We start from the raw sequence: 22,784 nt of genomic DNA, 5'->3' as shown, positions 1-22,784 counted from the left end.
GCAATAACCATAGCAATAACGCTTGCAATGCCCACTTTTTAACCAATAATGCGCGACCGGGAAAATGAAATATTAATAATCTTTGATTTAAACCAAATCAGGTTTCAGCCCGTAATTGTAACCTGACCGATAACACCATTTCGCATAGCGATACATTGAAGGAACTGCTTTGAGTAAAAACTTATCAACTGCTGCACATTATAACTTTCGCCCGCTTGCTTTTCGGATCGGCAATAGTATAAACCTACTTTTGTTAATATTAGCACTGGCGCTGGCTAGCTGGCACCAGACCTGGGGTGCATTGCTATTGATTGGCGTCCCGGCGCTGGCAGTTCCGTTTTTACTCACCCGTATGCTAGGCGATCACGCTATTGCACGAATTTCCTACGGTATCAGCTTTATGCTGTTTGCCGCACTGCATATTCATCAGGGCATGGGCATGACTGAGATCCATTTCGGTATCTTTGTTCTGCTTGCCGTTCTGATAGCCTTCCGTGATTGGCTGGTTGTAGCCGCAGCCGCAGCGGTCATTGCGGTTCACCACCTGCTGTTTATGTATTTGCAAAGCAATGGGGCGGGCGTGTTCCTGGTACCACAAAGCGACGCCACCTTGACCATCGTGATGATTCACGCCGCCTATGTTGTGGTGGAAGCGATAGTCTTAATCATTATTTGCCGCACCAGCCTGAAAGAAGCCCAGGTAAGTCAGGCATTCTTCAATCTAACCCGTGACATGCTAACCGACGATGGTCATATCGCTCTTAATAAACGCTGTCCGTCGCTAAACTCCGCACTGACTCAACAGTTTAATCAGGTACTCGATGGAATTCAGCGCACAATGCAAACCATTGAGCGTTCTGCCGCTACAGTGAAACAGGAAGCGCAGAGCATGCTTCGCGAAGGCGAAATGCTATCCGAAGGTATGCAGCAGAAACTTAAGGAGGTAGAACGAATTGCCGCTGCCACGGAGCAAATGTCGGTCAGTATTGAGCAGACCTCCGATCTGGCACAGCAAGCGACCGATGCCGCTGAGCAAGCCTCTGACAGCGTCAGCGAAGGCACCACCCAAATGGCCAACAGCCGTCAGACCATGAGTCAGCTGGCCGATGAGTTGCAGCAGGCGCGCAGCAATGTGGATGAAATGTCAGCCTCAGTGGGTGATATCCGCAGTGTGCTTGAAGTGATTGATAAAGTTGCTGAACAGACCAACTTACTGGCGTTAAATGCGGCGATTGAAGCAGCTCGTGCGGGCGAACATGGGCGTGGTTTTGCAGTCGTCGCCGATGAAGTACGTAAGCTGGCGTCACAGACTCAAGGCTCAACGGAGCAGATCCAGGCCAATATTGAACGCCTGGTGAATGCGAGCGAGCGGTCCGTGCATTCGGTTGCACGCTGTCTGGAGCAGGCCGACAGTAGTGTCAGTTCGGTCAGCCACAGCGAGCGTTTGCTACAAACCATTGATAGCAATGCCAATCAGGTACGCGAAGCCTTGCTGACGATTGCCGGGGCACTGCAACAGCAGGCCAATTCAAGCAACGAAATTGCTGGCAGCGCACAGGAACTGAGCACGATGGAGCGCCAGCAAGCTGCACAGGCGGTGCAAATCGCGCAAAGCGCTGGCTCGGTTGATCAGGTCAGCGCCGATCTCGATCAGGAAGCATCACGCTTCCAGCTGTAACCAGATGACAAACTTAAAGCAACGTCTTGGCTGGGCCATCCTAATTGGCTGGCTTGGCCTGAGTACGTTCTTCATGTATCGCTTTGTCTTTGCTGACTATGGCGAGTTCGACCCCGGGCAACAATGGTTAGACAGCCAGCCTGAACCGTCGCTGACTCAACTTGCTATTCAACCCGCAACAGGCTTCACCCTGGTCAAAGTAACCTCTGCATCGTGCAGCTGCAATTCGTATCTGGCAAGTCACCTGGCCGACCTGCACAGCGGCCTTGAACAACCTGTTGAGGTGGTGGAACGCTCGATTACAGAGGTTGAAGCGAGTGGACTAAGCGTCCCAGCGACACCAATGGCGTTACTTTATGACGGTGACTCGCTGGTATATGCCGGCCCTTTCGCCAGTGGCCCGTTTTGCGCCAACGAGGATAGCCTGATCCGGGATATCCTAAAGCGTCAAACACGACTCGCCGGCAGCTACCTGAATGGCCTGGTTAAAGCCTGCCGTTGTCTGAATGACTAACTGGCATCGTAAGCCTGTTAGTCCCGATACCCGGCCGTTGCCTGCTGTACTTTGCGTAAGTAACTACGGGTTTCTGCGAAGGGATGCGTGCTGACCAGCTGCTGATACACCTGCTGCGGAGTCATACTGTTAATCCGCGCTACTGCCTGCTCTCGATCGCTGGAAAATGCGCGGAAGACATTGCCTGCGCCACCATTGTAGGCACTGATTTTAGCGTAGGTGCGTGACTGCGGGTGCAAAATACGATTGAGGTAAAGATCATCCAGCAAATGCAGATAGGCGGTGCCAATTTCAATATTAAAATCAGCCACGAAGAGCTGCTGACGGGTAGGCTCACCCGGCAATTTTTTAATCCGTTCAAACACGTCCCGCCCGGCCGTTGACGGCACAATCTGCATTAACCCGAGCGCATTAGCGTGGCTCACAGCATAGGGATTAAACGCACTTTCCACTTCGATCACTGCATATACCAAATCAGGTGCAATATTGTACTGGCGGGCATAACGCAATACCGAGTCAGCGTAATCCAGGCTGCGCAGGTGCAAATGCTCTTCAACCAAATCGGTTTGCACGTAGCGAATAGTTCTCCCTTCGCTGCGCCGGGTCTGCAGGTGATTCGCAATCAGATAATCGGCGTAGCGCCCAGCCCGCCATTGATAGCGGATTGGTTCGTCATCCTGGTCCAGCACTTGCGGGTATAAAAATGGAACCTCACCAAGCTGTGGCTCGCTGTCAGAAAAAATATCTTCCAGCGTCAGGTTGTCCGGCGTTAGCAGTGCCAGCACCGTGGCCTGGCGCAGTTGGTCCAGTGGGTTCTCTTCGGCCACGGTTTCGACGCGCAGATAACCGCGCTCAAAATCGACAATCGCCCTCGCCTGATAGTCATTGCTGTATTTAACCAGCCGTTTATCAGAAGGGACCTCATCTTCACGTTGACCCCAAATGCTTTCCAGCAGCTTACCCAGCGCCTGCAAAACCTCGGGTAGGTTAGCCAGGTCACCGTCGCTACTTATCGACTTCAGCTTCTCGCGCAGCAGAATTTCAGCCTGTTGCTGCAACCCGCTTTGCTGCGCAATGGTGCGCCATTGCTGGTGTGACAAACTGCAACTATTCAGGATCAGTACGCAGCCAATAGCGACGGCGCTGAATAAGGCCGGAGAACGCTTCACCCTTTTAAGACAGCTTCTGTTGACGGGTCAAAGCTGGTATCTGTTTCACCCTGCATACGCTTGAGTACATCCACTGCGATTTTTTTACCGCGTTCAACGCCTGGCTGATCAAAGGAATTCAGTTCCCAGGCTACCCCCTGCATAAAGACTTTATGTTCATAGGCTGCAATCAAGGCGCCAAAAGTCTCCGGCGTCAGCTCGTCGATAACCAATAGATTCGAAGGGTGACCACCCGGGTAGTAGTCACGTGCGCTGTCCCCCTTGTAGCCAAAGGCCATCAGGCGGCGGTGCGCGAGGCAGTTGGCAACTGAAAGGTCCTGCTGCTGGGCCAGGCTCTCCTGAACTGATTCCGTGAACTGCGGTCCTTCACGGCGACGTACCAGCACAAAATCAGCGCTAAAACTATCGTACCCCTGATGCAAATGCTGAAAAAACGCATGCTGACCATTCGGACCAAAACCGCCCCAGATAATAGGCCCGGTCGGATAATCAATGGCCTCACCATTGTGGTTGCATTGCTTACCGTTGCTTTCCATATCCAATTGTTGCAGATAGCTTGGTAAATGGCGGAAGCGCCCGTCATAAGGCAATATGGCAAGGTTGTTGATACCCCGCTCTTCACGGTTATATAACCCGGTCAGAGCCATCAACAAAGGAATGTTCTGCTCCACAGGCGCAGTGGCAAAGTGTTCATCCATCTTGCGGGCGCCCGCTAACAAGCGCTCAAATACGCGGACACCGCAGGTGGTAGCAATAGACAGACCAATCGCCGACCACATTGAAAAACGGCCCCCTACCGACTGACTGAATGTCAGCTGATGTGCCGCAGGAATACCATAGTCAGTCATTGCTTTCGGGTTCGCAGACAAGCCAACGATATGATCTTTAACCCAGTCTTGCTCTGTTTTTCCCGCTTTATAAAAAGCCGGTTTGATCCATTCACGGACGGTATCAATGTTGGCAAAGGTATCAATGGTGCCAAACGACTTGGAGGCAATAATAAACAACGTGGTTTCCGGGTTAACGACCGGCAACACTGCATACAACTGACCGCCATCCATGGATGACACAAAATGGGTAGTCACCTTGTGTTGCTGCACATCGGAGGCGAACTCGCCAAGGGCAAAACTGGTCATTAACGGACCCAGATCAGACCCGCCCACGCCGACATTGACGATATCGGTGATCGGTTTACCGGTGGCACCGAGCCAGTTTCCACTGCGCAGCCTACGCACAATACTGGCGAACTTAGAGGTTTTCGGATCTTTTACCACCGATTCAGTCGAACGACTTAGTGTATGGGTAACCTGTCGCCCTTCCGATTTATTCTCAAAGCAGCCTTTGATCAGTTGCTCACGCAAGTCAGAAAAATTTTCAGGTAAGCGTTTACTGGCGTAGTCAGTCAGTTGCTGCGGGGTCAGAAACTGATAGCTCCAGTCCAGCTTAAGTCCTTCTAAACTGGTGCGTTGCAGCGCATGTAAGGAGTCCGTACTCATAGTTTGGCGTGCTTCCTGTGATCGTTCGTAGAAAAGGTCTGTATTAACGCTTAAGTTAGCATATTTTAGATCTGGTCTACACTATACAAAGACTGACAATCTATATGCATTTCATGCTTTTAGTTGAGCCTATTTTTTAAAACAGCAACTATGACACTGCAATTGAAGGAGTAAACGATGCGAAAAACTTGTATTGCCGCGTGTTTATTGACCGCTTCAGCTGGCTTAATGGCACAGGATCATGAGGCCGGTTTTCATCTGTACAGCCCGGACGTAGAAACCGATGGCGAGATTGATGCGTCATTTGAATACAATGGCTTTGGCTGCGCTGGCGACAACCAGTCACCCACCCTACGTTGGGACAACGCGCCAGCCGGAACGCGCAGCTTTGCGATCAGTGTTCACGACCCTGACGCCCCCACAGGTTCAGGCTGGTGGCACTGGCGCGTGGTAAATCTGCCAGCGGATACCACTGAACTGACAGGGAATGCCGGTGCTATCGATGGCGCTAATTTGCCAGACGGAGCCGTGCAACTGCGCAATGACTACGGCGATAAAGGTTGGGGCGGCATGTGCCCACCAGCGGGTGATTCCCCCCACCGCTATACATTCACCGTGCATGCACTGAACACTGAGCAACTGGAGTTACCCGAAGACGCGTCCCCGGCACTGGCTGGTTTTATGATCCATCAGCATGAAATTGCGCGAGCCGGATTTATGGCAACCTACGCCCGCGAAGAGGACTAACTCACTACATAAGCGGAGTTAACTGCCAGTCGAAGGTGCAACCAGTACCTTCGCTGGCAAACACAGACTAAAGGTACTGCCGTTGCCTGGCTCGCTCTGCACGCGCAGCCAGCCGCCCATTTGCTGGACCAGGTTCTGACTCACGGCCAGACCAACCCCACTACCTTCAATTGCTGACTGTTCAAAACCACCACGGTTGAATGCAGTGAAAATTTCAGCCTGTTTTTCAGGCGCAATACCTACGCCATTGTCTTTCACCAGAATACAGAGCTCAGTGCCCTGCTCCACTTCAATCCAGACAGATCCCTGAGGCCGATTGTATTTAAGTGCATTCGAAATCAGGTTGACCAGCACTTGCCTTAACCGCAGCGGGTCTACATATGCCGTCAGCGAAGGTAAATCATCCGCTATGACGGATACTTTATATTTGTCCGCCATTGGCTTAAGCAAGGCTATGACCTGACGAATGCAGGTCGCCAGGTCCACCTGCTCGCGCTGCATACTGACTTCGCCGGCCTCGACCTTTGCCAAATCCAAGACATCATTTATCAACGCCAGCAGGTGCTCACCACTGCGATAAATTTGCTCCACCTGTTGCGATTGTTTGACACTCAGAGGTTCAGTAGCAGATGCCTGCAACAATTGTGAAAAGCCCATAATTGCATTCAAAGGCGTGCGTAATTCATGGCTCATTGACGACAGGAATTCACTTTTTGCCGCATTCGCCTGTTGCGCTTCGTTGCGCGCCTGGTGCAGACGTAACAATGCTTCCGCTTGCTTTGCCAGCGCCTGAAAACGCTTATAGTCACGCTCATTAAGGCGCCGTGGTTGAGTGTCGATCAGACAAAAAGTGCCTAACAGATGCTCGCCGTCCAGAGTTAAAGGAATACCCGCATAGAAGCGAATGTTGGGTTTACCAGTCACCAATGGGTTGTCATAAAAACGTTCGTCTTTAAGCGCATCTTCCACCAGCAAGGGCTGCCCATCGACAATTGCATGAGCGCAGAACGACACGTCCCGACTGGTTTCACTAGCATCCAGTCCGGTATTGGCTTTAAACCATTGGCGCTGCTCATCAACCAGCGTGACCAGACTTACCGCGACCCCGAACAGATCGCAGGCAAGCTCTGTCAGCTCCTGGTACGGGCTCTCCAGACTGGTATCAAGAATACACAGATCCCGCAGGATTTTAACTCGCGCGGGTTCATTGTCCGGCACTAATGGCTTTTGCATGCAGTCACCTGGTTACGTCACTCGATACATTAACTATAAGAAATCCCGCCCATCTGAACCATCTTCAAAACTAGTATTAAAAATAGCGCAAAGCTATAGCCGGGCCGCTGCAGTTGAACTATAAAAATTTAGAATAAGCACAACTAAGGAACTCGTGATGCTAAAACTAACACTCGGGCTGACGCCCATGATCATCGCCTCAGCCTTTTTCTCTTCTGCCGTTAACGCACAGGCACAGGAGCCAGGTTGGATGCTAAGTGCCCATATCGCCAATAGTTCGATAGACACGACTGAACGATGGCAGGATGGTGGCTACGTGATAATCGACGACGATACAACGAACTGGGGCCTGGGGTTGAACTACCGACTGTGGCCGGGACTATCGCTGCGCACCACGTATGAACGTGGTTCAGGGTATAATAGTGCAGGCCAGCCGAGTTGCCCGGATATTTGCACTCCGCAAACACGCCTGCATAGTGGGTCGCTAAACCATTACAGCATCACCGCGGTTCCTGAATTTGCCTTTACCACCAATCTGATTGGCTTTGCCAGCTTTGGTGTCGCTCGAACCGAAATCGAAACCCATGCTGAATTACCTGATTATTCAGAAACGGACTTAACCTATGGGTTAGGAATTGGCTATCAGGTGACGCCCTCGGTTTTTGTCAGTACTGAATACCAGACCACGGGATCTGAGTACGAAAGTCTGAGAGTGTCGGTCGGCTATCGCTTTTAAGCAAACCACTCCGGGTGATGGCAAACGAGTACTGGGCCGTGATGAACGACCCAGTACCTGTCTCGCTAAGGTGGTTTTACTGTATGTCGAGTGTGAACGTACCCTGACCGGATGAAAATCCGCGCACCAGAATACTGTATTCACCAGCTGGCAGTTGCTCGCTAATCAGCGAGTTGGTGCCGGTGCCACCATCGTCATCATACAGGCTGACATCGTCACCCTGCACTTCAAGTACCGTATCAAATGCATCTGAACTCAGCGCAATACGGACCTGACTGTCTTCTTCGACCGTCAATGTATAGCTCATAGAACCGTTTTGCAGGAAGCCCAGAACCCGTTGACCAAGCTCCACACTACCGCCTTGCTGGTACTCATCCATGCCATTCAGCTTGGTAGCCTGCAAATTAAAGGTACCGAAGGTATCGCTGGCGTTACCGTATGGCGTAGTCGCAGTCACTGTGTACTCGCCTGGCTCCAGCATCACCGACAGGCGTGCATCAAGGCTGCTTCCGCTGTCGTCATCTGTGGCGTTGACGCCATTGCCTTCGATCCGCAAGTAACTGTCAAACAGTGAAGTCGACATATCAATCTGATACATACCGGCTTCTTCAATCACCAACTGGTACTGGTTAGGTGCCCCACTCAGGTAGCCCTGAATACTCTCTTCAAAGGTAAGTTCACCTTCATTGGTCACTTCCAGCCACTCAGTTTCAAGCCGAAACGGGCCGTATGAACTGAAATCGAGACCGCTGACAATCAAGGTTAACGTCTGCTCTGGGGTACTTTCAAAGTAACTGAAAAGTTCGCCTTCAGCACTGGTCTGAACCACTTCCCGATCTTCATTCAGCAGCACCATCTGAGCATCCAGAGCACCTCGTTGCTGAATTCGCAACAAACCGGTCTGGTCTGGGCGCAGGATAAACGCCTGATAGCGTGAACCATCTTTAAGGTTAATTGAACTTGCCTGAGTCAACTCGCCACGTGTGGTTTCACTCATACTTAAAGTTGGGAAACGGTCTGCGCTGCGGAACGTTGAACTACCGTCAGAGAATGCCCCCAGATAGTTGTAGGCGACGGCCCCAGCAACACCGCCGAGAATGAAACTTACTACAATCGCTAACTTACTTGTTTTCATTTTTCTTCTCCATGAATTGTCGGCCGTTCTTCTTGAACGGCCTCGCAACGAATTCTACTCTAAAATGAGTAAGGTTTTCCAAATCAAAGTGTTAAGAGTCTTTACAAAGCGCTTAACCAGCCACTTCAACCGCGTCCGATGGATAGTGACGACGGTAACTGAGCGCACTGAATTTCATCCCTAACCAAAGTGCAATCAGGCTTGTAGACGCAAGCAAGAACCAGGCCAGGGTAAAACTTTGCAGGTAGTCGCGCAGCACTCCGGCTGCCCACGGAGCCAGTGCTGCAATCAGGTAACCCACCCCCTGAACAAAGGCTGTCAGCCGGCCGGCCTGCAACGGACTTTCGATATGATCCATGGTAATAATCATCGCCAGCGGAAAGATCCCACCAATACCAAGCCCGATTAATCCAATCCAAAGCAATAAGGCGGTATGTGGTATCAGCGCCAGGGCGCTGAACCCAATCAGTTGCAACAGACACAGTACCGCTATCACTGCACGTTTGTCGTTGCGACGTGAGGCCCACCAGGGGAACAGGATCCCGGCCACCACTTCGCACGCGGTCAGGAACCCGAGCAACAACCCGGCTTGTTTAGACGAATAACCAAGTTCCTGCGCATAGGGAGCCAGCCACGCCAATACGCTGACATAACAGCTGGTTCCCAGCGCAAAGAATACCGCAAGTTGCCAGCTGCGTGGGTTACGCCAATGCGACAAGCCAGGGCCCGCTGCTGTTTCCTGATGCATTGTTCCCTGATGCATTGTCCCCTGATGCGCTGGTTGTTCCTGGTAACGACTGACCCAGCAGACCCAGACTATCAGCGCAAACAACGCCAGCCAGACCCAGTGACCAAGGCTCTCCCGCCAGCTAAGTTGGGTTGCGAGTAGCGGTGTGCTGATTGCGGCAATCGCCGCGCCAGCCATAATCGCCGTGACATAGAAGCCCATAATCAAGGGGGCACGGGTCGCGAAGCGCGCTTTAATAATGGCGGGCACTAAGGTCTGGATCATGGCAATGGAAATACCAGCCAGAACCGCAGTGAAGATCATCCAGCCAGCCCCTGGCACCCAGAATCGCATCGCCGTGCCCACTGCTAACAGCAGAATTGAGGCAGCTACCGTGCGTTCAACACCGAGCGGCTGCGCCAGGCGAAAGCCGACGAAGCTCAACAAGCCCATGGCAAGGACGGGTAACGAGGTGAGTAAGGAAGCGGTGCTAAAACTCAGTGCAAGATCGCTCTGAATAGACTGTAAAAGCGGACCTATAGCCGCCAGTGCTGGACGCAGATTGAGCGCCAGTACGACCAAAGCAACCGCGACAAGCCACTGGCGACGCGACAACACAGCGCCAGCTGATAACGAAGAATGAAGTGACATTAGTTAATCCTGCAAAAACTATCGACAACGAGGCAGCCTTGCCCCTGATAGGATGATTCAGCGTTGAATCATCAAAACCGCCGCTATACTACACCAACCCGGCCGCTTGTTGGACCCTGCGAGCCGTTTTGTTCTACACTCTAGTCAGATTCTGAGATGGCGGTTTAATGACAACAAAACATTCTTTTTGGGCGCTGAGCTGGCAGGTATTCTGCGCTATATGGGTGGTTGCCACCGCAGCTATCCTCTACCATTTTACGTTCGGCAATTATGGCGAGTTCGACCCGCAACAACGCTGGCTTGACGCGCAACCTTCGTTAACCTTGTCGGCGCTCGACTTACCTCCGCAGCAAGGCCTGACTCTGGTTCATGTTCGTCGCTCCTTTTGCAGCTGCAACCCGCTGGCCGACAATCACCGCGACAGCGTTCCTGACCAGGTCGAACAACATCAGCTTGATATCACCAGGGTTGAAGCAGCCGGTTTCAGTATGCCCGCGTCCCCCGCCGCGCTTATTTTTGATGGCGATGAGCTTATTTACGCCGGTCCGTATGCCAGCGGCGCCCTCTGCTCAGTCGAAAACAGCCTGATCGAGGATATTTTAGTCGGCCAGCAACGCCTCGCTGGACCGTTTTTAAATGGATTGGTCAAAGCATGCCGCTGCCTGAGCTAGCTTTGCTTTTTGTTGTTCTTCTCGTTGATCACTTCGCGCTCAAACTGACCCAGCCCGACCATAATAATCAGCGCAATCACAGTCACCATAACCGCCAGTGGAAAATTATTGATACCCGCAGACACACCAATAGCGCCCGCCAGCCATATCGACGCCCCCGTGGTAATGCCCTGAATATGTCCACCACTGCGAATAATACTGCCAGCACCAAGAAAGCCAATACCGCCAATCACTCCTTCTACCACCCGACTCGGATCAATCCGCGCCGACGGATCGCCTTCGGCGGTCGCAAACAAAATACTCATCCCAATAATAATAAAAGTCGCCGAACCCAATGACACCAGCATGTGCGAACGCAAACCAGCCGGTTTACCATGCAGCTCACGTTCCAGGCCCAAAAATAAAGCAAGCCCAGCCGCCACAGACAAGCGGGTCAACATATCAAGAATCGGAATTTCAGTTTCCATGCAGTGTTTTCTCTTTTTTAGTAGTTAAGCCGGTAGTTAAGAACGTAACTAAGAAAAAAGTAGCACAGGAAACGCGTTTTATCGTTGAGCGGGAGCGCGTGTGCAACCTACCTACTGCTGGGCTCTTTCAATAAAATAAAATGCTCCACCAACCGAATCATCAATGCTTTCTGCTCAGGTAAACTCTCTGCAACCAGGGTGTTGTCATTGATCAACTGCTCTACGCGCCTGGCCAGCAAATGTTGATTCATTCGCAAATACCACAAAAACAAAAATGAGCCGGAGCGCTTGTTGCCGTCGGCCAGCGGGTGGTTCTTAATTACAAAATACAAAAGGTGCGCCGCTCTACTCGCAATGTTGGGGTAAAACAGCTCGTCTGCAAAACCTTGTTCGATGGTGGCGATTGAAGAAGCCAGTCCATCGCCGCGTAACTGCCCAAACAGAGCTGTAGCTTCTCCCTTGTCTATTAGTCTCTCTTTTAGCGATTGAATAGCTTTCGTGGCTTGCTCTAAGTCCATAGGTCTCATGTCCGACTGTTTCGCCGAAATCTCAGCAAGCTCCTGTTCATCATACCCTTGCAGTAAGCTCCATGAACGCGCGTAATCGCTGATAACAGCGGCAACAGCTTCGCCTTCGTCAGAAACTAATGCTTGATTAGTCAGGGTGCGACTAAGAAGGTTAACGGCTTGCTCAAACTCAATGCCGCGTTCGAGCAGGCGCCGCTGGTTAAGAGTGTAGCCCTGAATCAGGTGATTTTTCAGAACCCGAGTGGCCCATTGACGAAACTGAGTGGCACGCTTTGAACTAACCCTGTAACCCACTGAAATGATCGCATCGAGATTGTAATGTTTTATGTTCCGACGGACCTGGCGTCGACCCTCCTGACGAACTACCGAGAAATCCTCGGTAGTTGAATCCTCTACGAGCTCACCGTCCTGATAGACATTTTTCAGGTGCAAACTAACGTTATCGCTTGAGGTGTTAAATAGCTCAGCCATCTGACTTTGATTCAACCAAACTGTATCCTCATCCAAGGAAACTTCGAGCTGCGCTTTTCCATCCGCGCTGGTAAATAATTTAATCTGCTGTGTAGTCATCATCTCCCCTCTTCCCTGAACCACGCTGCGTTAAACCATCAATCATTCCTTACACTATCAAGCCACCTTATACCCCGGCGCTATCGCCAGGTTACTGGTATTCATTAAGCTATGACGGTTGCGTAACCAGAGCTGAAATTCCGGGCCGGTTAGCTCTGCGTTTTCGGTGCAATCGACATTCCAGCGTCTGAGCAGGTACCCGACCATCGCCGCGCGCACGTTGACTTCGGACATGCCGTTTTGCATTCCATAATCGAGTTCTATCGCGGCCGGGTATTTGATGTTGTTGGGGTGTGGCTCAAACTGCAAGGTAATGATGCGATTCCATTCATAGTCAGCCTCAGGGCTTTCAAACGGCTTCGCCTCAGTTGCTCGATTCACTTTATGAATGCGGGTTAAAACAAAATCGCGAAAGCTTTCTGATTTCCGATCAAACGCACGAACATGCCAGCGCAGCCCGTTATCGACAATCGAATGCGGGACAATAACCCGTTTGTCGTTGCCGCTGGTCAGCGACGTGTACTCAATCTCGACTGCGAATTTATTCAGTGTGGCCTGCACCACTTTGGCCACTAAAAAGATATTCGGCACGTTCAAGTTCGACGCAGGCTCAACCGGGTATGTCACATCGCCGATAGCATCAAACCCATCCGAAATATTATTCGCCAGTTTCGCGAGAGTGCGCTGCGCGTCATGCTCGAAAAGCGGTTTGAATTCTGCAGTCTGGAAATAGCGTTTCAGCTTAACGTCATAGCTGAGATTGTCAGGGGCCAGCTCTTTATAGAGATTAAAGTCACGCGAGCCTGCGGACAGCCCTACCGCGAACTTTTCTACCAAATCAATGCGGCACAGTGAGCCTTTAAACAATAAGCAAAAATCAATGTACGCGAGGCGCTGTTTTTGAGCGTAAGAAAGATCGTCCAGCATGGTCCACTACTATTCCTGAATTCAAATTACTATGAACCTAGTGTGGGTGATTTTGGGTGGGGTGTAAAACCCTCATAGAGGGCATGAAACGTTTTGCCTCAAACGTGTAGTGGCAAACTTCATTCGGGAGTGACCTAACTACAAACCCTAAATGTATACAACAACGTCCCACCTTGATAAAAGTCAACTATCTGGCATCCACCGCTCGTAGGGAACGTCCAACCAGGGCCTGGGGGAGGAGGAGCTGGCTCGCCACCTGCTGAGCCACCCAGGTTTACAGCTGGCGTTAGGACGCCGTTATTTACCGCCTCTTCGAGCCTCTCCTTGACACATTCATTCTCAATTGCCAAGGACCCGTTGCTACCTGATAGGTTTTCTAGTCTATATCCAGCAACTTGCGAAGCGCCCAAAAGGTTGAAATTCATAATTGGAAGATTTTGTTCATCAAACCCTAGTATGCTTACTTGATAAGCGAAGAAGTCTTTCCTCGACCCCGGTCTTTCCGACTCATCAAACGTCACGATAAAAGACGGATCTCTTGAGGCGCTGTCTGCCAAGATTGAGCTGGTTAAACCCAAAAAACTTAATGAATAGCTTCTGTCGATTTTTACTGGGTTTAAATTCAGGTCGTTATTTTTACTTATCAGGTTTGTCCCGATTTCGATCGCGGCTCTATTTTGAATAGAATCTAAAGTGTTTGGATTTGTAAGAGCACTTAAAGCCGTGTCTGTCGGACAAGCACTGTCAGAATTTGCCGACCTATTGGCACTAGATGAACTGATGTTAAACGAGCCCAATATTTCATGAATATCAGCAGAGGCTTCCGTTATCGCACTATTTGAATCCCTGACAAACTTCATTAATATTCGAAATGACTCTTCTCTATCTGACGAAAGAGGTATTCTTTCAGCTTGCACACTCCATGGGAAATCTCTTTCGTGGAACACGTTGTATTTATACGCCTGCCCTGAATTGGAATCAACAAAGGTAATTACTTTGTTGATAGATTGGCATGTCATATCGGGTCCAAATTCCGACGAACATTGAAGGTTGTTCGCGTTCGACTTTGCGAAGGATTCTGCAGCAGATTCCGTACTACAGTTTTCACATATGACCGCGGTTTCAGCAAAAGCAATACTGGCGAAAAATAGACCAGACAACGATAAAAATCTGATTTTCATACGTTTCCCTCTGTATTTTCAACTTGAACTTGCTAAAAAATCGCGACAAGCGGGTTGTAGATTATTCGCCAACCTAAATTTCATTACCACAAGTCTATGTAGAGATCAAGAGAAAATCCCCGCCTAGCTTTTTATTCCATGATGTAGGCTTGAGTCGGCTCATTGCATACCATGGCCTCAAATCTATCTGTAGTGTGCATGTTCGCGCTCCTTATCAATGGCTTATGCACACCTGTGATATAGGTCTTAATATTTGTTGAATCGAGACAACGTGACCCCATTATGCGTCCGTGGGGTTACCCAGCGTGGATACTATTGATTTGATTGCGTCCCAAAATTTCTAACCCGCACGGCTAATTTTTAGCGATAACCTTTAGTAGACAAAAGCTTGACCAACCGCTCAAGCCTTGGGATATTAACTTCTTAACTAGCCTGAATATACAGAAGTAAGTAACGTTTTCAGACGTAATCAAGGCAGGTTTGAAGGAGAAAGAGTTTGGCTGTCATTGATGTACAGATGCTCTCGGTCGAAGCTCTTGCTAAGCAAGATTATGAAGTATTTTATCGTGTACCTGACTTCAAGAAGCCTATCGTACCCAATAAGTATAATAAAACTGAGTGTAAAGAGACGCTAATGCGACTGAAGAAACTGATGAACAAAGCTCATTGACAGAGATCGCAATTTAGCTAGTAAGAGCACTCTTCGAGTTTTCTTTAAATTAATTGCCTTATTAATATCGGAGGTTTTGATTGTTTAGTCTCGATTTCGATAACACCCATACGTTCTGGGGGATATTCACAGCTTTAGGGTTTATCGTTTTAACAACTCTCATCAAAAACAATCTTGACCTCCTATCGCGAAAAAAAAGAAGAGTGCATCGCTCAACGATAGTGATCTCTATTTTAGCGTTCATATCCGGTTTTCACTCAGCATTGGCGGTGCATATATCCACTGTAATAGCAGAAGCTGCGTTCTCATCGCTAATGTATGCAGAGTTAGCAGTGTTTAACATAGCGGTAGCGGTTACCATGCTGACAGGTGTCTACTGTGCAGCGGTTTTTCGAAAGGAGCTAATATCGAACCCGGGCTTATCTGCTAGAAAACATATCGCTGAAGGTGGGAGTTTCAAATTAGTTGGTCTTTTTAGCTTATTCTTAAGCGTAGGATTTTCGGTCCCTTTATACCTGATGAACTTATTTAGTAGTAGCGGACAAGAAAAAGACGCTATTCTTTTGATTTTGCTTATCCACGTAACCCTAACGTTTTTTTATATACTCTGGAAGACATTAAAATGCTTTGGGTTAACGATTCGAATAGGTTGCGAAGCAAGGCTACCCACTAAGTCAACGCCACTGGAAAGCATGGCCTTTAATGGTGATGGGGTATTGATCAATTTGCAAGCTAGCTCTGAACCGATCAATCTCAGGTTCGAGAGTTTAGAAAAGGATTTTATTGCCCTCAATGTGCACTTCCTTACACCGAGCTATATAAGCATAGTGGTACTTAAACACGGATTAACGGAGAAGCCACCCGAACTTGCTGTGGAGCAAACTCAACAAATTGCTGCGCTCCTACACAAAAACATTGAACAAGCCCAAGCGATTCTCCGTGAAAGACAATATCCGCTGAGTCTTCCTTTCCTAGACATCTACACCGCAAAACAACTGCCAAGTTACGACGAGAGTGGATTTTCGCGCTTTCACACTCTTAGAAAATATATCAAAGCGACTTACAGGAGAGTCACAGCTCTAGCTCGATAGAGTCTCGGTCAACATCATCCTGAGTGATCCCAATGTAACGTAAGGTCACCGACTCAGAGCCATGAAGTAGCATTTCCATCACCCTGGAGATGTCACGGGTGTTCTTATACAGATGGTAACCCCATGTCTTGCGCATAGAGTGCGTGCCGAGCGGTAACCCTACTTTCCTCCCCAATTGACGCTATGGCCCTTGAGACATACCGACGACTTAAAGGCTTTGGCCCTTTGTTCAGTGACCAGCGATTTCGAGAGGATTAAAACAAGTACACGTGATCGGGGTTTTCGATGCGAATACGCTCGAGGATCGCTTTCGCTTTATCGTTGAGTTTAATCGTCGCTAGCTTGCCAGTCTTACCCTCACGCATTGTTAACCTATCCCCCTGGATATCAGAGGACTTCACCGACAAAAGATCAGAGATCCGAAGCGCCAGGTTCAGACCCACATTCCAAATATCTGCCATCTGCTGACCGTAGGTGCGCGTCAACAAATGACTAACCAGCTTCACCGTATCTAAATTCTTCACAGCTTATACTTCAGGCATGTTGTGTTCCCTTTTTGTCATAAAACACAAAAACGGGAACTTCAAAGCCGGTTTTGCTCATCCGTCCCCGGCTTTAAAGGCTTCCAGTGTTCCCAAAATGCTAATTTGGGAACTTAGGCGCTGTTATGGGTGTTCTACATCGACTAGACCACGATTAAGTAGCCGAACGTCGATCTCAGCGAGTGCATCGAAAAGCTCTCGTATCACATCTCGATAGTCTTTGGGTTTATCAATCATTAAGCCAGGTGATTCATAAGTCATCACTGCCGAGTCTGCCCCAGCACTTAACACCGCCTTTTGCACTGCTGGCTTATTCACGTACCCGACTCTGACTTCAAGCCGACTAAATCGATGTGTGCTGATGACACTTCCATGCTCATCAAGCAGCAGCAGGCCAAATTGACCAGTTGGGATAGGTGGTAAGTGTTTAGGCTGGCGCTGAACCTCTTCATCCCAGGTTCGTTTAAGTCTCGGGATCACCACTGCTGCCAAAGAGACTGCTTTGATTGCTATCACTGACCATTTAAGTAGGTCACGACTGTTTACTGCACTGTGCATAGCGTCCTCCTCTGCTTTGTTGAGCTAATGCACAGTCGTGATATGCGTTTCAAATTTGGTTGAATCGGCGTCTGCATTTTTTTCTACAGGAGTTGGCAATCCTCTGGACAAGAGGAGATCCCTACATGAAATTTATCAAACTACCACAAGTAAAAGACATGCCAGATTTATGAAAAACATCAATATATAAACTTATAAACGATGGGGAGCTTCCCTAAGCCGGTAACGTTAATCGGAGACTCAAAAGCTTGAGTTTACATAAGAATTGAAGGTTAGCTTCTAGGAAGAATAAAAGAAACAATGCGATATCAACGAGTTGTTATAACTGATTGTGCTTATCAAAAAATCAACATAATGGTACCATACGATCTATGGTGCTTTTCATAAAAAGGATTTGCTATGAATACACAACAAGCCACAAAGTCTCTCGCTCTTAGAGCGCTTAGTAATCCTGTAGCTACTGGTGCGACGCCAGATTATGCGTGGGACACGGATATTTCTCCGTGTGTGCGAGGATTAGCGTCAAATCTCTATGAATACTAATTTTAGAATTCACTTGCTTGAAGCAAAAACAGGTGATGCCTTTATCGTCGATTGTGGGGCAAACCGTTTCATCATTGATGGTGGTACAGCCGCAGTAGCTAAGCAAATTAAGCGCTTTCTAACTACAGAGCCTTCACAGAGACTCAAAAGTATATTCGTCACCCATACAGATAGAGATCATATAGGGGGAATATTAAAGCTATTCACACATAACAAAGAAACAGTCGCCACTGACGTCCCTATCTTGATAAACCATCCGAGCTCGATTCCTATCAAACGGAACACGAATGGGCGGGTCACTTTTCAAGACGGTGATAACCTGAAGGTATTTCTTGAAAAGAATGGATACAAAACTCATCAAATAACAAGCGATAAATTATTGAAGTTTGAGGAAATCGAGATCCAAGTATTAGGACCCGACCCTGATCTGCTTGATAAACTGCATTTCTGTTGGGTGAAATACGCCGATCCTGGTCTTGTCACAAGTAGTATAATTGAAGTAGATTGCTCGATTGAACCAGATGAACCAAGCGAAGATTCTAGTGGGGACATAATAAATTCTTCTTCAGCAGCGTTTATTATTACTTATAACAAAAAAAGAGCACTTTTTTTATCAGATACTTTGCCATCTGATATATCTAAAAAAATAACTACGCGGCAACCTTTCGACGTAGTCAAAATATCTCACCATGGAAGTAAGTACAATACTAGTATAAAACTTCTGGAGAAATTAAAATGTAACAAATTTATCATTTCGACTAACGGACCACGACACTACGGGCATCCTCATGCAGAAACCTTAGTGAGGATCATAAGAACTTGTGCCTCTTTCGGGTACAGCGAGTGTAATATTTACTTTAATTATAGTCGAGTGGTTAATAGAATTAAAATTAAAAACCCACCTCCTAAAATGAAAGTCAACATTATACACGCAAAAGTGATGAGCCTATAATGAATATACTTAAACAAAATATAAAATCAAATTTCGTAACTTTTAAGTATGAAGGGCTGCACGTAGGTTGTGGGTTCATCATTTCAGTAGAGCGTGAAGCTTATTGCATAACAGCCGGACATGTCGTTTATGGTAGTGAATTCAAAGAATTAAGAGATTTACAAATATGCGACGTTAAAAACCAACCCATTCCTAATCAAACACTAGTATCAGATCTTAATTTTTCAAAAAAAAATGACCTAGCAGTGTACATACTTCAAGATTTTCCAGTTGATGCCCTCAAAGAAGTTAAAATTACAGGCCCTATAATAAGTCATAGCTTGCTATCTATCTCCTATGTAAAGGCAGAGATGCTGCCAGAAGCATTCTTCATTGAAAGCATAAATTTCAGTGACCAACTCAATGGGAATATGTGTAGATATAGAGTACCAAATAGCACGTTTAATCACTTCGGCGCTGATACGCATGGACCTGACGCAATGGAAGGTATCTCAGGAAGTCCTGGCTTGCTATGTACGCACAATGACTCACTCGTTTTCCATGGGCTTATAGATAAAATCCCGAACTCTGGCGTTAACAACTTTGTTGATATGAGAGGCCTAGAGCCTTTAAAAGAAATCATAGAAAATCTTGAAATCACTCCGCATACGGAGTTTGATCTAAATCAACAGTTAATATCATTTAATAGAAATATTATTGATAAAGAAACGTTTAGTAAATGGGTGGAAAAATGGAGAAGCACCCCAGGAAACGAAAAGCTATATAATAATCTTGAAACCAAGCTAGAAACAATTTTTGGTGAAAAATATATAGATCAACTTCCGAAAGAACTTGAAAAAATAATGATCGGAGATGAGTGTCTAAAAAGGGTAATACAGCGGGATTCTACGCTCAACGAAAGCTATAAAGACGTAAAAATTACTGCAGAACGTGACCAAATGCTAAAATACGTTAATAGTAAGCATGAAGCTCATCAGCATTATACAGTGATATCTAATGAACACCTTGAAGTTGTAACTAGTGACTTAAGTGAATTCAAGTTGAAGAAAACAGACTTGAGAAAAATTGCACAATATGATGTTGCAACATGGATGGCAGTATGCCACTTAAGGTTTGAAAAAAAATGAAAATTTTTATTGAAAAAAAGTCGTATAATAGCTTTATATCACTCAGAGACTTAAGTGGATTCCAGGTAGCCTCTATAATTTTATTAATAGACCACTCTACATCTAAAGCAGCTGATTATATCTACCTAGATAAACTACATTTTTTATTTGACCTGTTAATATGCGATAGAACTTTTAATGGATTCCCAAAGCTTACCATTCCACCATGGAGCATTGATAAGGAACTAAAGAACAAGTTGATCGTGCTTTCTAGAAATGAAATAGTCGAACAATCTAACGACAGTGGGAAAGTTAGATACTCTCTAACTGACAAAGGTAGATCGAAGGTAGAATCAATAAGAAATATCGAGGAACTAGCGTCAATTGACAGTAAAGCTAGGGAGCTCGCGCTTGCTTCATCCACCAAAATGTTTAAAAATTCTAAGGTTATTTTTCCATGCTAAAGATAAATAATGTCTCATCCAAAATCCATGTTACTCAAAGCGACAAGATTTTTGGATTTAAATTTAACTTCTGTAATGGATTAAATATAATTACTGGTGAAAACTCATCCGGAAAATCAAGTATATTGTCTTGTATTTACTATAACCTTGGAATGGAGCAGTTGCTAGGTATGAGCACTGCAAAGAGTAGCCTGCTAGACAAGTGTATCACCAGTGAATTCACTTATAAAAACCACACTTACACCGTAAGTCAATCGACGGTATTTCTAGAAATAGAAAATAGCAAAGGTGATGTAGCTCTCCTACAAAGAGAAGCCGTATGCCATAACCCAGCTGATAAGAACAAAATTAAAATTGATCAAGATGGCAAGTTACAGACCTTTTTTCTTCACGCGAAGCAAGATCATACGAACAAAAGAGGATTCTACAACTGGCTGCAATTGTTTCTAGACATTGATCTACCGAAAGATGTCGAAACTAATAAAAACTCGCTTTACTTACAAAATGTTTTTTCCGGCTGCTTTATCGAGCAGACTAAGGGGTGGTCAGATTTTATGGCTCAGATGCCCTCGTTTAACATTAAATACGCCAAAAGAAAACTCGTGGAATATCTCTTATCACTTGAATGCTTAGAGTTTGATATAGAGAAAGACGACTTAAAATCTAAACGCGATGTTTTAATTGAGCGTTGGGATATGGAAATGAAAAACTTTGAACGTCTCGACTATTCTTTGTCATATAAAGCCAACGGACTTAATCAAAAGTTCGAAAAGCATAAAATTGACTCTTTGAAAAACCTCTCACTCAAGGTTAACGTTGAATCTGAATGGCTGAACATTGAGTTAGTTAAAAGAAATACACAAGATAAATTAAACAAATTAAGAAAGCAGAATAGGGAAGTTGAAAAAAGGAAAGACTTGACAGAGCAAAATTCACGCAGAAAAGATTTAAAAATTAGGTTACTTAAGCTTAACCGAGTGAAGGCGTCTTTGGATCGAGCCTATTCCACAGAGAAATTTAAGGTGGAAAGCTACAAACAACACCTCACAAGGCTTCATGAAGAACGTTCAAATATAGTTGGCGCTAAAAAGGTTGGTGAATTGTTAACTGAGCTCTCAGATTCTGAAAGCTGTCCACTTTGTGATAGCGACATCAATATAGAGTTTTTGAATCATGAAATTTCGAGATCAGACTATGAGAATTCCTTGGCCTTTATTGGTAGTAAGATATCAATGATAAGTAGCTATTTAGATAGCTTTTCAAGTTTCGAAGAAGATTACTTCAAGAACTGCAATTATTACGAATCTCTTATTCTAGAAACTAAAACTGAAATATCTAACATAGATAGAGATCTTAATTCTAGCTTTGATAAAGATCTTTATCGGTCGCAAGTTCATGCGGAATTGATTAACACAAATTTTCTTGAAAGCATAAGTTACCTTGATACAGAGTTTGATAAATTCAAAGAATCGATAAACAAGATAAATACGGACATCATTAATATAGATCTTGCCATACGGGATATTTCTAAGCAATCGAGTAACGATGAAATAAAAATAGGAATGCTTCAAAGTAAGTTCAGAAAATACTTGAAGCAGTTTCACTATACAAGCAACTATATCAATAAAGTGAATATTAGAGATAACGCACCGCATAAGATTTTTCCAAGCGTTTTTAATGCTTCCGCAGGAAGTCATCAGTCCATACGCTTAGCATCCTCTGCAAGTGACTTTATTAGGGCTGAATGGGCCTTTTATTTAGCTCTGATGAGCGAATCCAAAGTACATCCTGGTATCCTAATATTTGATGAGCCTGGACAACACGCAATGAGTGTTGAATCCATGAAAGCATTGTTAAAAGCCTCCGAGAAATTGAACAATTATCAGTTGATATATGCAATATCAAAGGTCAATAAAGGTTATGATGAAGATAAAATCGAGCACGATATAACTATAAAAGAGCTTACCCAAGACTTAGTCAACTATAACAAGATTGAAATCGACGCTGATGGGCATAAGCTGGTATCAGAGATTTAATTATTTTTTTCAATCTGCCTCCTTGCAAGGAGAATACTCTCTAGAATGAATATATTGATGTCTTTTAGTGTTATCTAGTTCATTGGGTTCCCATCTAGGGCCTACACATAACACAAGCGTCTTGATGCTTCCTGTGTTTAAATATTAGGTATTACTGTTCGGGTTGCGTTAGCAATAGTAACCTGTCCGCTTGGCAAATCCTAAACCATCCAGCTTTAGTAAAGGATTATAATTAGTTACGCCTGGTAGGTAGCGTTATTATGACTAGCTACCTATTAAGGGTTCTGAAATTCTATTTTCATAAAAACTGTCAAAGCATTAGCCAACTTAGCTAAGATTTCCTTTAATCATCAAAGTAGTCATGCCGACCATAAATCCCTTTCAAACTCTTGA

19 protein-coding genes and 1 pseudogene are annotated in these 22,784 nt (G+C 46.4%); 9 read left to right on the top strand and 11 right to left on the bottom strand.

Annotated elements, in window-relative coordinates:
• Positions 1-169 precede the first annotated feature (169 nt).
• A complete protein-coding gene (locus tag CWE14_RS08950; RefSeq protein WP_126799046.1) occupies positions 170-1,678 on the top strand; it encodes a methyl-accepting chemotaxis protein in 1,509 nt (502 codons plus the stop codon).
• A 4-nt stretch (positions 1,679-1,682) separates the two neighbouring features.
• Positions 1,683-2,192, top strand: a complete 510-nt coding sequence (locus tag CWE14_RS08945) for a DUF6436 domain-containing protein (protein ID WP_126799045.1) — start codon at positions 1,683-1,685, stop codon at positions 2,190-2,192.
• A gap of 17 nt (positions 2,193-2,209) precedes the next feature.
• On the opposite strand, the gene CWE14_RS08940 is transcribed toward CWE14_RS08945, so the two are convergent.
• Complete coding sequence (locus CWE14_RS08940; RefSeq protein WP_126799044.1) at positions 2,210-3,361, bottom strand: murein transglycosylase domain-containing protein; 1,152 nt, start codon at positions 3,359-3,361, stop codon at positions 2,210-2,212.
• Positions 3,358-4,857, bottom strand: a complete 1,500-nt coding sequence (pgi, locus tag CWE14_RS08935; RefSeq protein WP_126799043.1) for a glucose-6-phosphate isomerase — start codon at positions 4,855-4,857, stop codon at positions 3,358-3,360. Before pgi ends, CWE14_RS08940 begins: the two co-directional genes overlap by 4 nt.
• A gap of 177 nt (positions 4,858-5,034) precedes the next feature.
• Between pgi and CWE14_RS08930 the strand changes: the two genes are divergently transcribed.
• Complete coding sequence (locus CWE14_RS08930) at positions 5,035-5,604, top strand: YbhB/YbcL family Raf kinase inhibitor-like protein (protein WP_126799042.1); 570 nt, start codon at positions 5,035-5,037, stop codon at positions 5,602-5,604.
• Between the two features lie 18 nt (positions 5,605-5,622).
• Here CWE14_RS08930 and CWE14_RS08925 read toward each other — a convergent pair whose 3' ends face one another.
• Positions 5,623-6,837, bottom strand: a complete 1,215-nt coding sequence (locus tag CWE14_RS08925; RefSeq protein ID WP_126799041.1) for a GAF domain-containing sensor histidine kinase — start codon at positions 6,835-6,837, stop codon at positions 5,623-5,625.
• Positions 6,838-6,994: 157 nt separating this feature from the next.
• Between CWE14_RS08925 and CWE14_RS08920 the strand changes: the two genes are divergently transcribed.
• Positions 6,995-7,573, top strand: coding sequence for a porin family protein (locus CWE14_RS08920; RefSeq protein WP_126799040.1), 579 nt, complete (start codon positions 6,995-6,997; stop codon positions 7,571-7,573).
• Positions 7,574-7,649: 76 nt separating this feature from the next.
• On the opposite strand, the gene CWE14_RS08915 is transcribed toward CWE14_RS08920, so the two are convergent.
• The gene (locus CWE14_RS08915) at positions 7,650-8,708 is read right to left on the bottom strand and encodes a hypothetical protein (protein ID WP_126799039.1); all 1,059 of its coding nucleotides are present in this window, start codon (positions 8,706-8,708) and stop codon (positions 7,650-7,652) included.
• 112 nt (positions 8,709-8,820) lie between these two features.
• Complete coding sequence (locus tag CWE14_RS08910; protein WP_126799038.1) at positions 8,821-10,086, bottom strand: MFS transporter; 1,266 nt, start codon at positions 10,084-10,086, stop codon at positions 8,821-8,823.
• Positions 10,087-10,253: 167 nt separating this feature from the next.
• On the opposite strand from CWE14_RS08910, the gene CWE14_RS08905 reads away from it, so the two are divergent.
• Positions 10,254-10,757 carry a DUF6436 domain-containing protein gene (locus CWE14_RS08905; protein WP_126799037.1) on the top strand — a complete coding sequence of 168 codons (504 nt, stop codon included), beginning with the start codon at positions 10,254-10,256 and terminating at the stop codon, positions 10,755-10,757.
• Here the strand turns inward: CWE14_RS08905 and CWE14_RS08900 are convergent.
• From CWE14_RS08900 to CWE14_RS08885, 4 genes are all read right to left on the bottom strand, one after another.
• A complete protein-coding gene (locus CWE14_RS08900) occupies positions 10,754-11,224 on the bottom strand; it encodes an MgtC/SapB family protein (RefSeq protein ID WP_126799036.1) in 471 nt (156 codons plus the stop codon). The genes CWE14_RS08905 and CWE14_RS08900 overlap by 4 nt on opposite strands.
• A 107-nt stretch (positions 11,225-11,331) precedes the next feature.
• The gene (locus CWE14_RS08895; RefSeq protein ID WP_241972360.1) at positions 11,332-12,324 is read right to left on the bottom strand and encodes a virulence RhuM family protein/type II toxin-antitoxin system death-on-curing family toxin; all 993 of its coding nucleotides are present in this window, start codon (positions 12,322-12,324) and stop codon (positions 11,332-11,334) included.
• A gap of 54 nt (positions 12,325-12,378) precedes the next feature.
• On the bottom strand, positions 12,379-13,248 hold the full coding sequence (locus tag CWE14_RS08890) for a BrxR family transcriptional regulator (protein WP_126799035.1): 870 nt from the start codon (positions 13,246-13,248) through the stop codon (positions 12,379-12,381).
• A 134-nt stretch (positions 13,249-13,382) separates the two neighbouring features.
• Positions 13,383-14,429, bottom strand: a complete 1,047-nt coding sequence (locus tag CWE14_RS08885) for a hypothetical protein (protein WP_126799034.1) — start codon at positions 14,427-14,429, stop codon at positions 13,383-13,385.
• Positions 14,430-15,179: 750 nt separating this feature from the next.
• Here CWE14_RS08885 and CWE14_RS08880 point away from each other — a divergent pair.
• Positions 15,180-16,190 carry a hypothetical protein gene (locus tag CWE14_RS08880; RefSeq protein ID WP_126799033.1) on the top strand — a complete coding sequence of 337 codons (1,011 nt, stop codon included), beginning with the start codon at positions 15,180-15,182 and terminating at the stop codon, positions 16,188-16,190.
• Here CWE14_RS08880 and CWE14_RS08875 read toward each other — a convergent pair.
• Both CWE14_RS08875 and CWE14_RS08870 read right to left on the bottom strand, forming a co-directional pair.
• Positions 16,171-16,714, bottom strand: a pseudogene (locus CWE14_RS08875) (tyrosine-type recombinase/integrase). The gene CWE14_RS08880 and the pseudogene CWE14_RS08875 sit on opposite strands and share 20 nt — an antisense overlap.
• A 141-nt stretch (positions 16,715-16,855) precedes the next feature.
• Positions 16,856-17,290, bottom strand: a complete 435-nt coding sequence (locus CWE14_RS08870) for a JAB domain-containing protein (protein WP_126799032.1) — start codon at positions 17,288-17,290, stop codon at positions 16,856-16,858.
• Between the two features lie 532 nt (positions 17,291-17,822).
• Between CWE14_RS08870 and CWE14_RS08865 the strand changes: the two genes are divergently transcribed.
• From CWE14_RS08865 to CWE14_RS08850, 3 genes are all read left to right on the top strand, one after another.
• The gene (locus CWE14_RS08865) at positions 17,823-18,785 is read left to right on the top strand and encodes a ComEC/Rec2 family competence protein (protein ID WP_126799031.1); all 963 of its coding nucleotides are present in this window, start codon (positions 17,823-17,825) and stop codon (positions 18,783-18,785) included.
• The gene (locus CWE14_RS08860; protein ID WP_126799030.1) at positions 18,785-19,912 is read left to right on the top strand and encodes a hypothetical protein; all 1,128 of its coding nucleotides are present in this window, start codon (positions 18,785-18,787) and stop codon (positions 19,910-19,912) included. Before CWE14_RS08865 ends, CWE14_RS08860 begins: the two co-directional genes overlap by 1 nt.
• A 436-nt stretch (positions 19,913-20,348) precedes the next feature.
• Positions 20,349-22,391, top strand: a complete 2,043-nt coding sequence (locus tag CWE14_RS08850) for an SMC family protein (RefSeq protein ID WP_126799028.1) — start codon at positions 20,349-20,351, stop codon at positions 22,389-22,391.
• Positions 22,392-22,784: the final 393 nt, after the last annotated feature.

The organism is Aliidiomarina soli (assembly GCF_003986975.1).
Classification (GTDB): Bacteria; Pseudomonadota; Gammaproteobacteria; order Enterobacterales; family Alteromonadaceae; genus Aliidiomarina; species Aliidiomarina soli.
The sequence above is the reverse complement of the archived record's forward strand: the minus strand, read 5'-3'. Positions and strand labels throughout refer to the sequence as shown.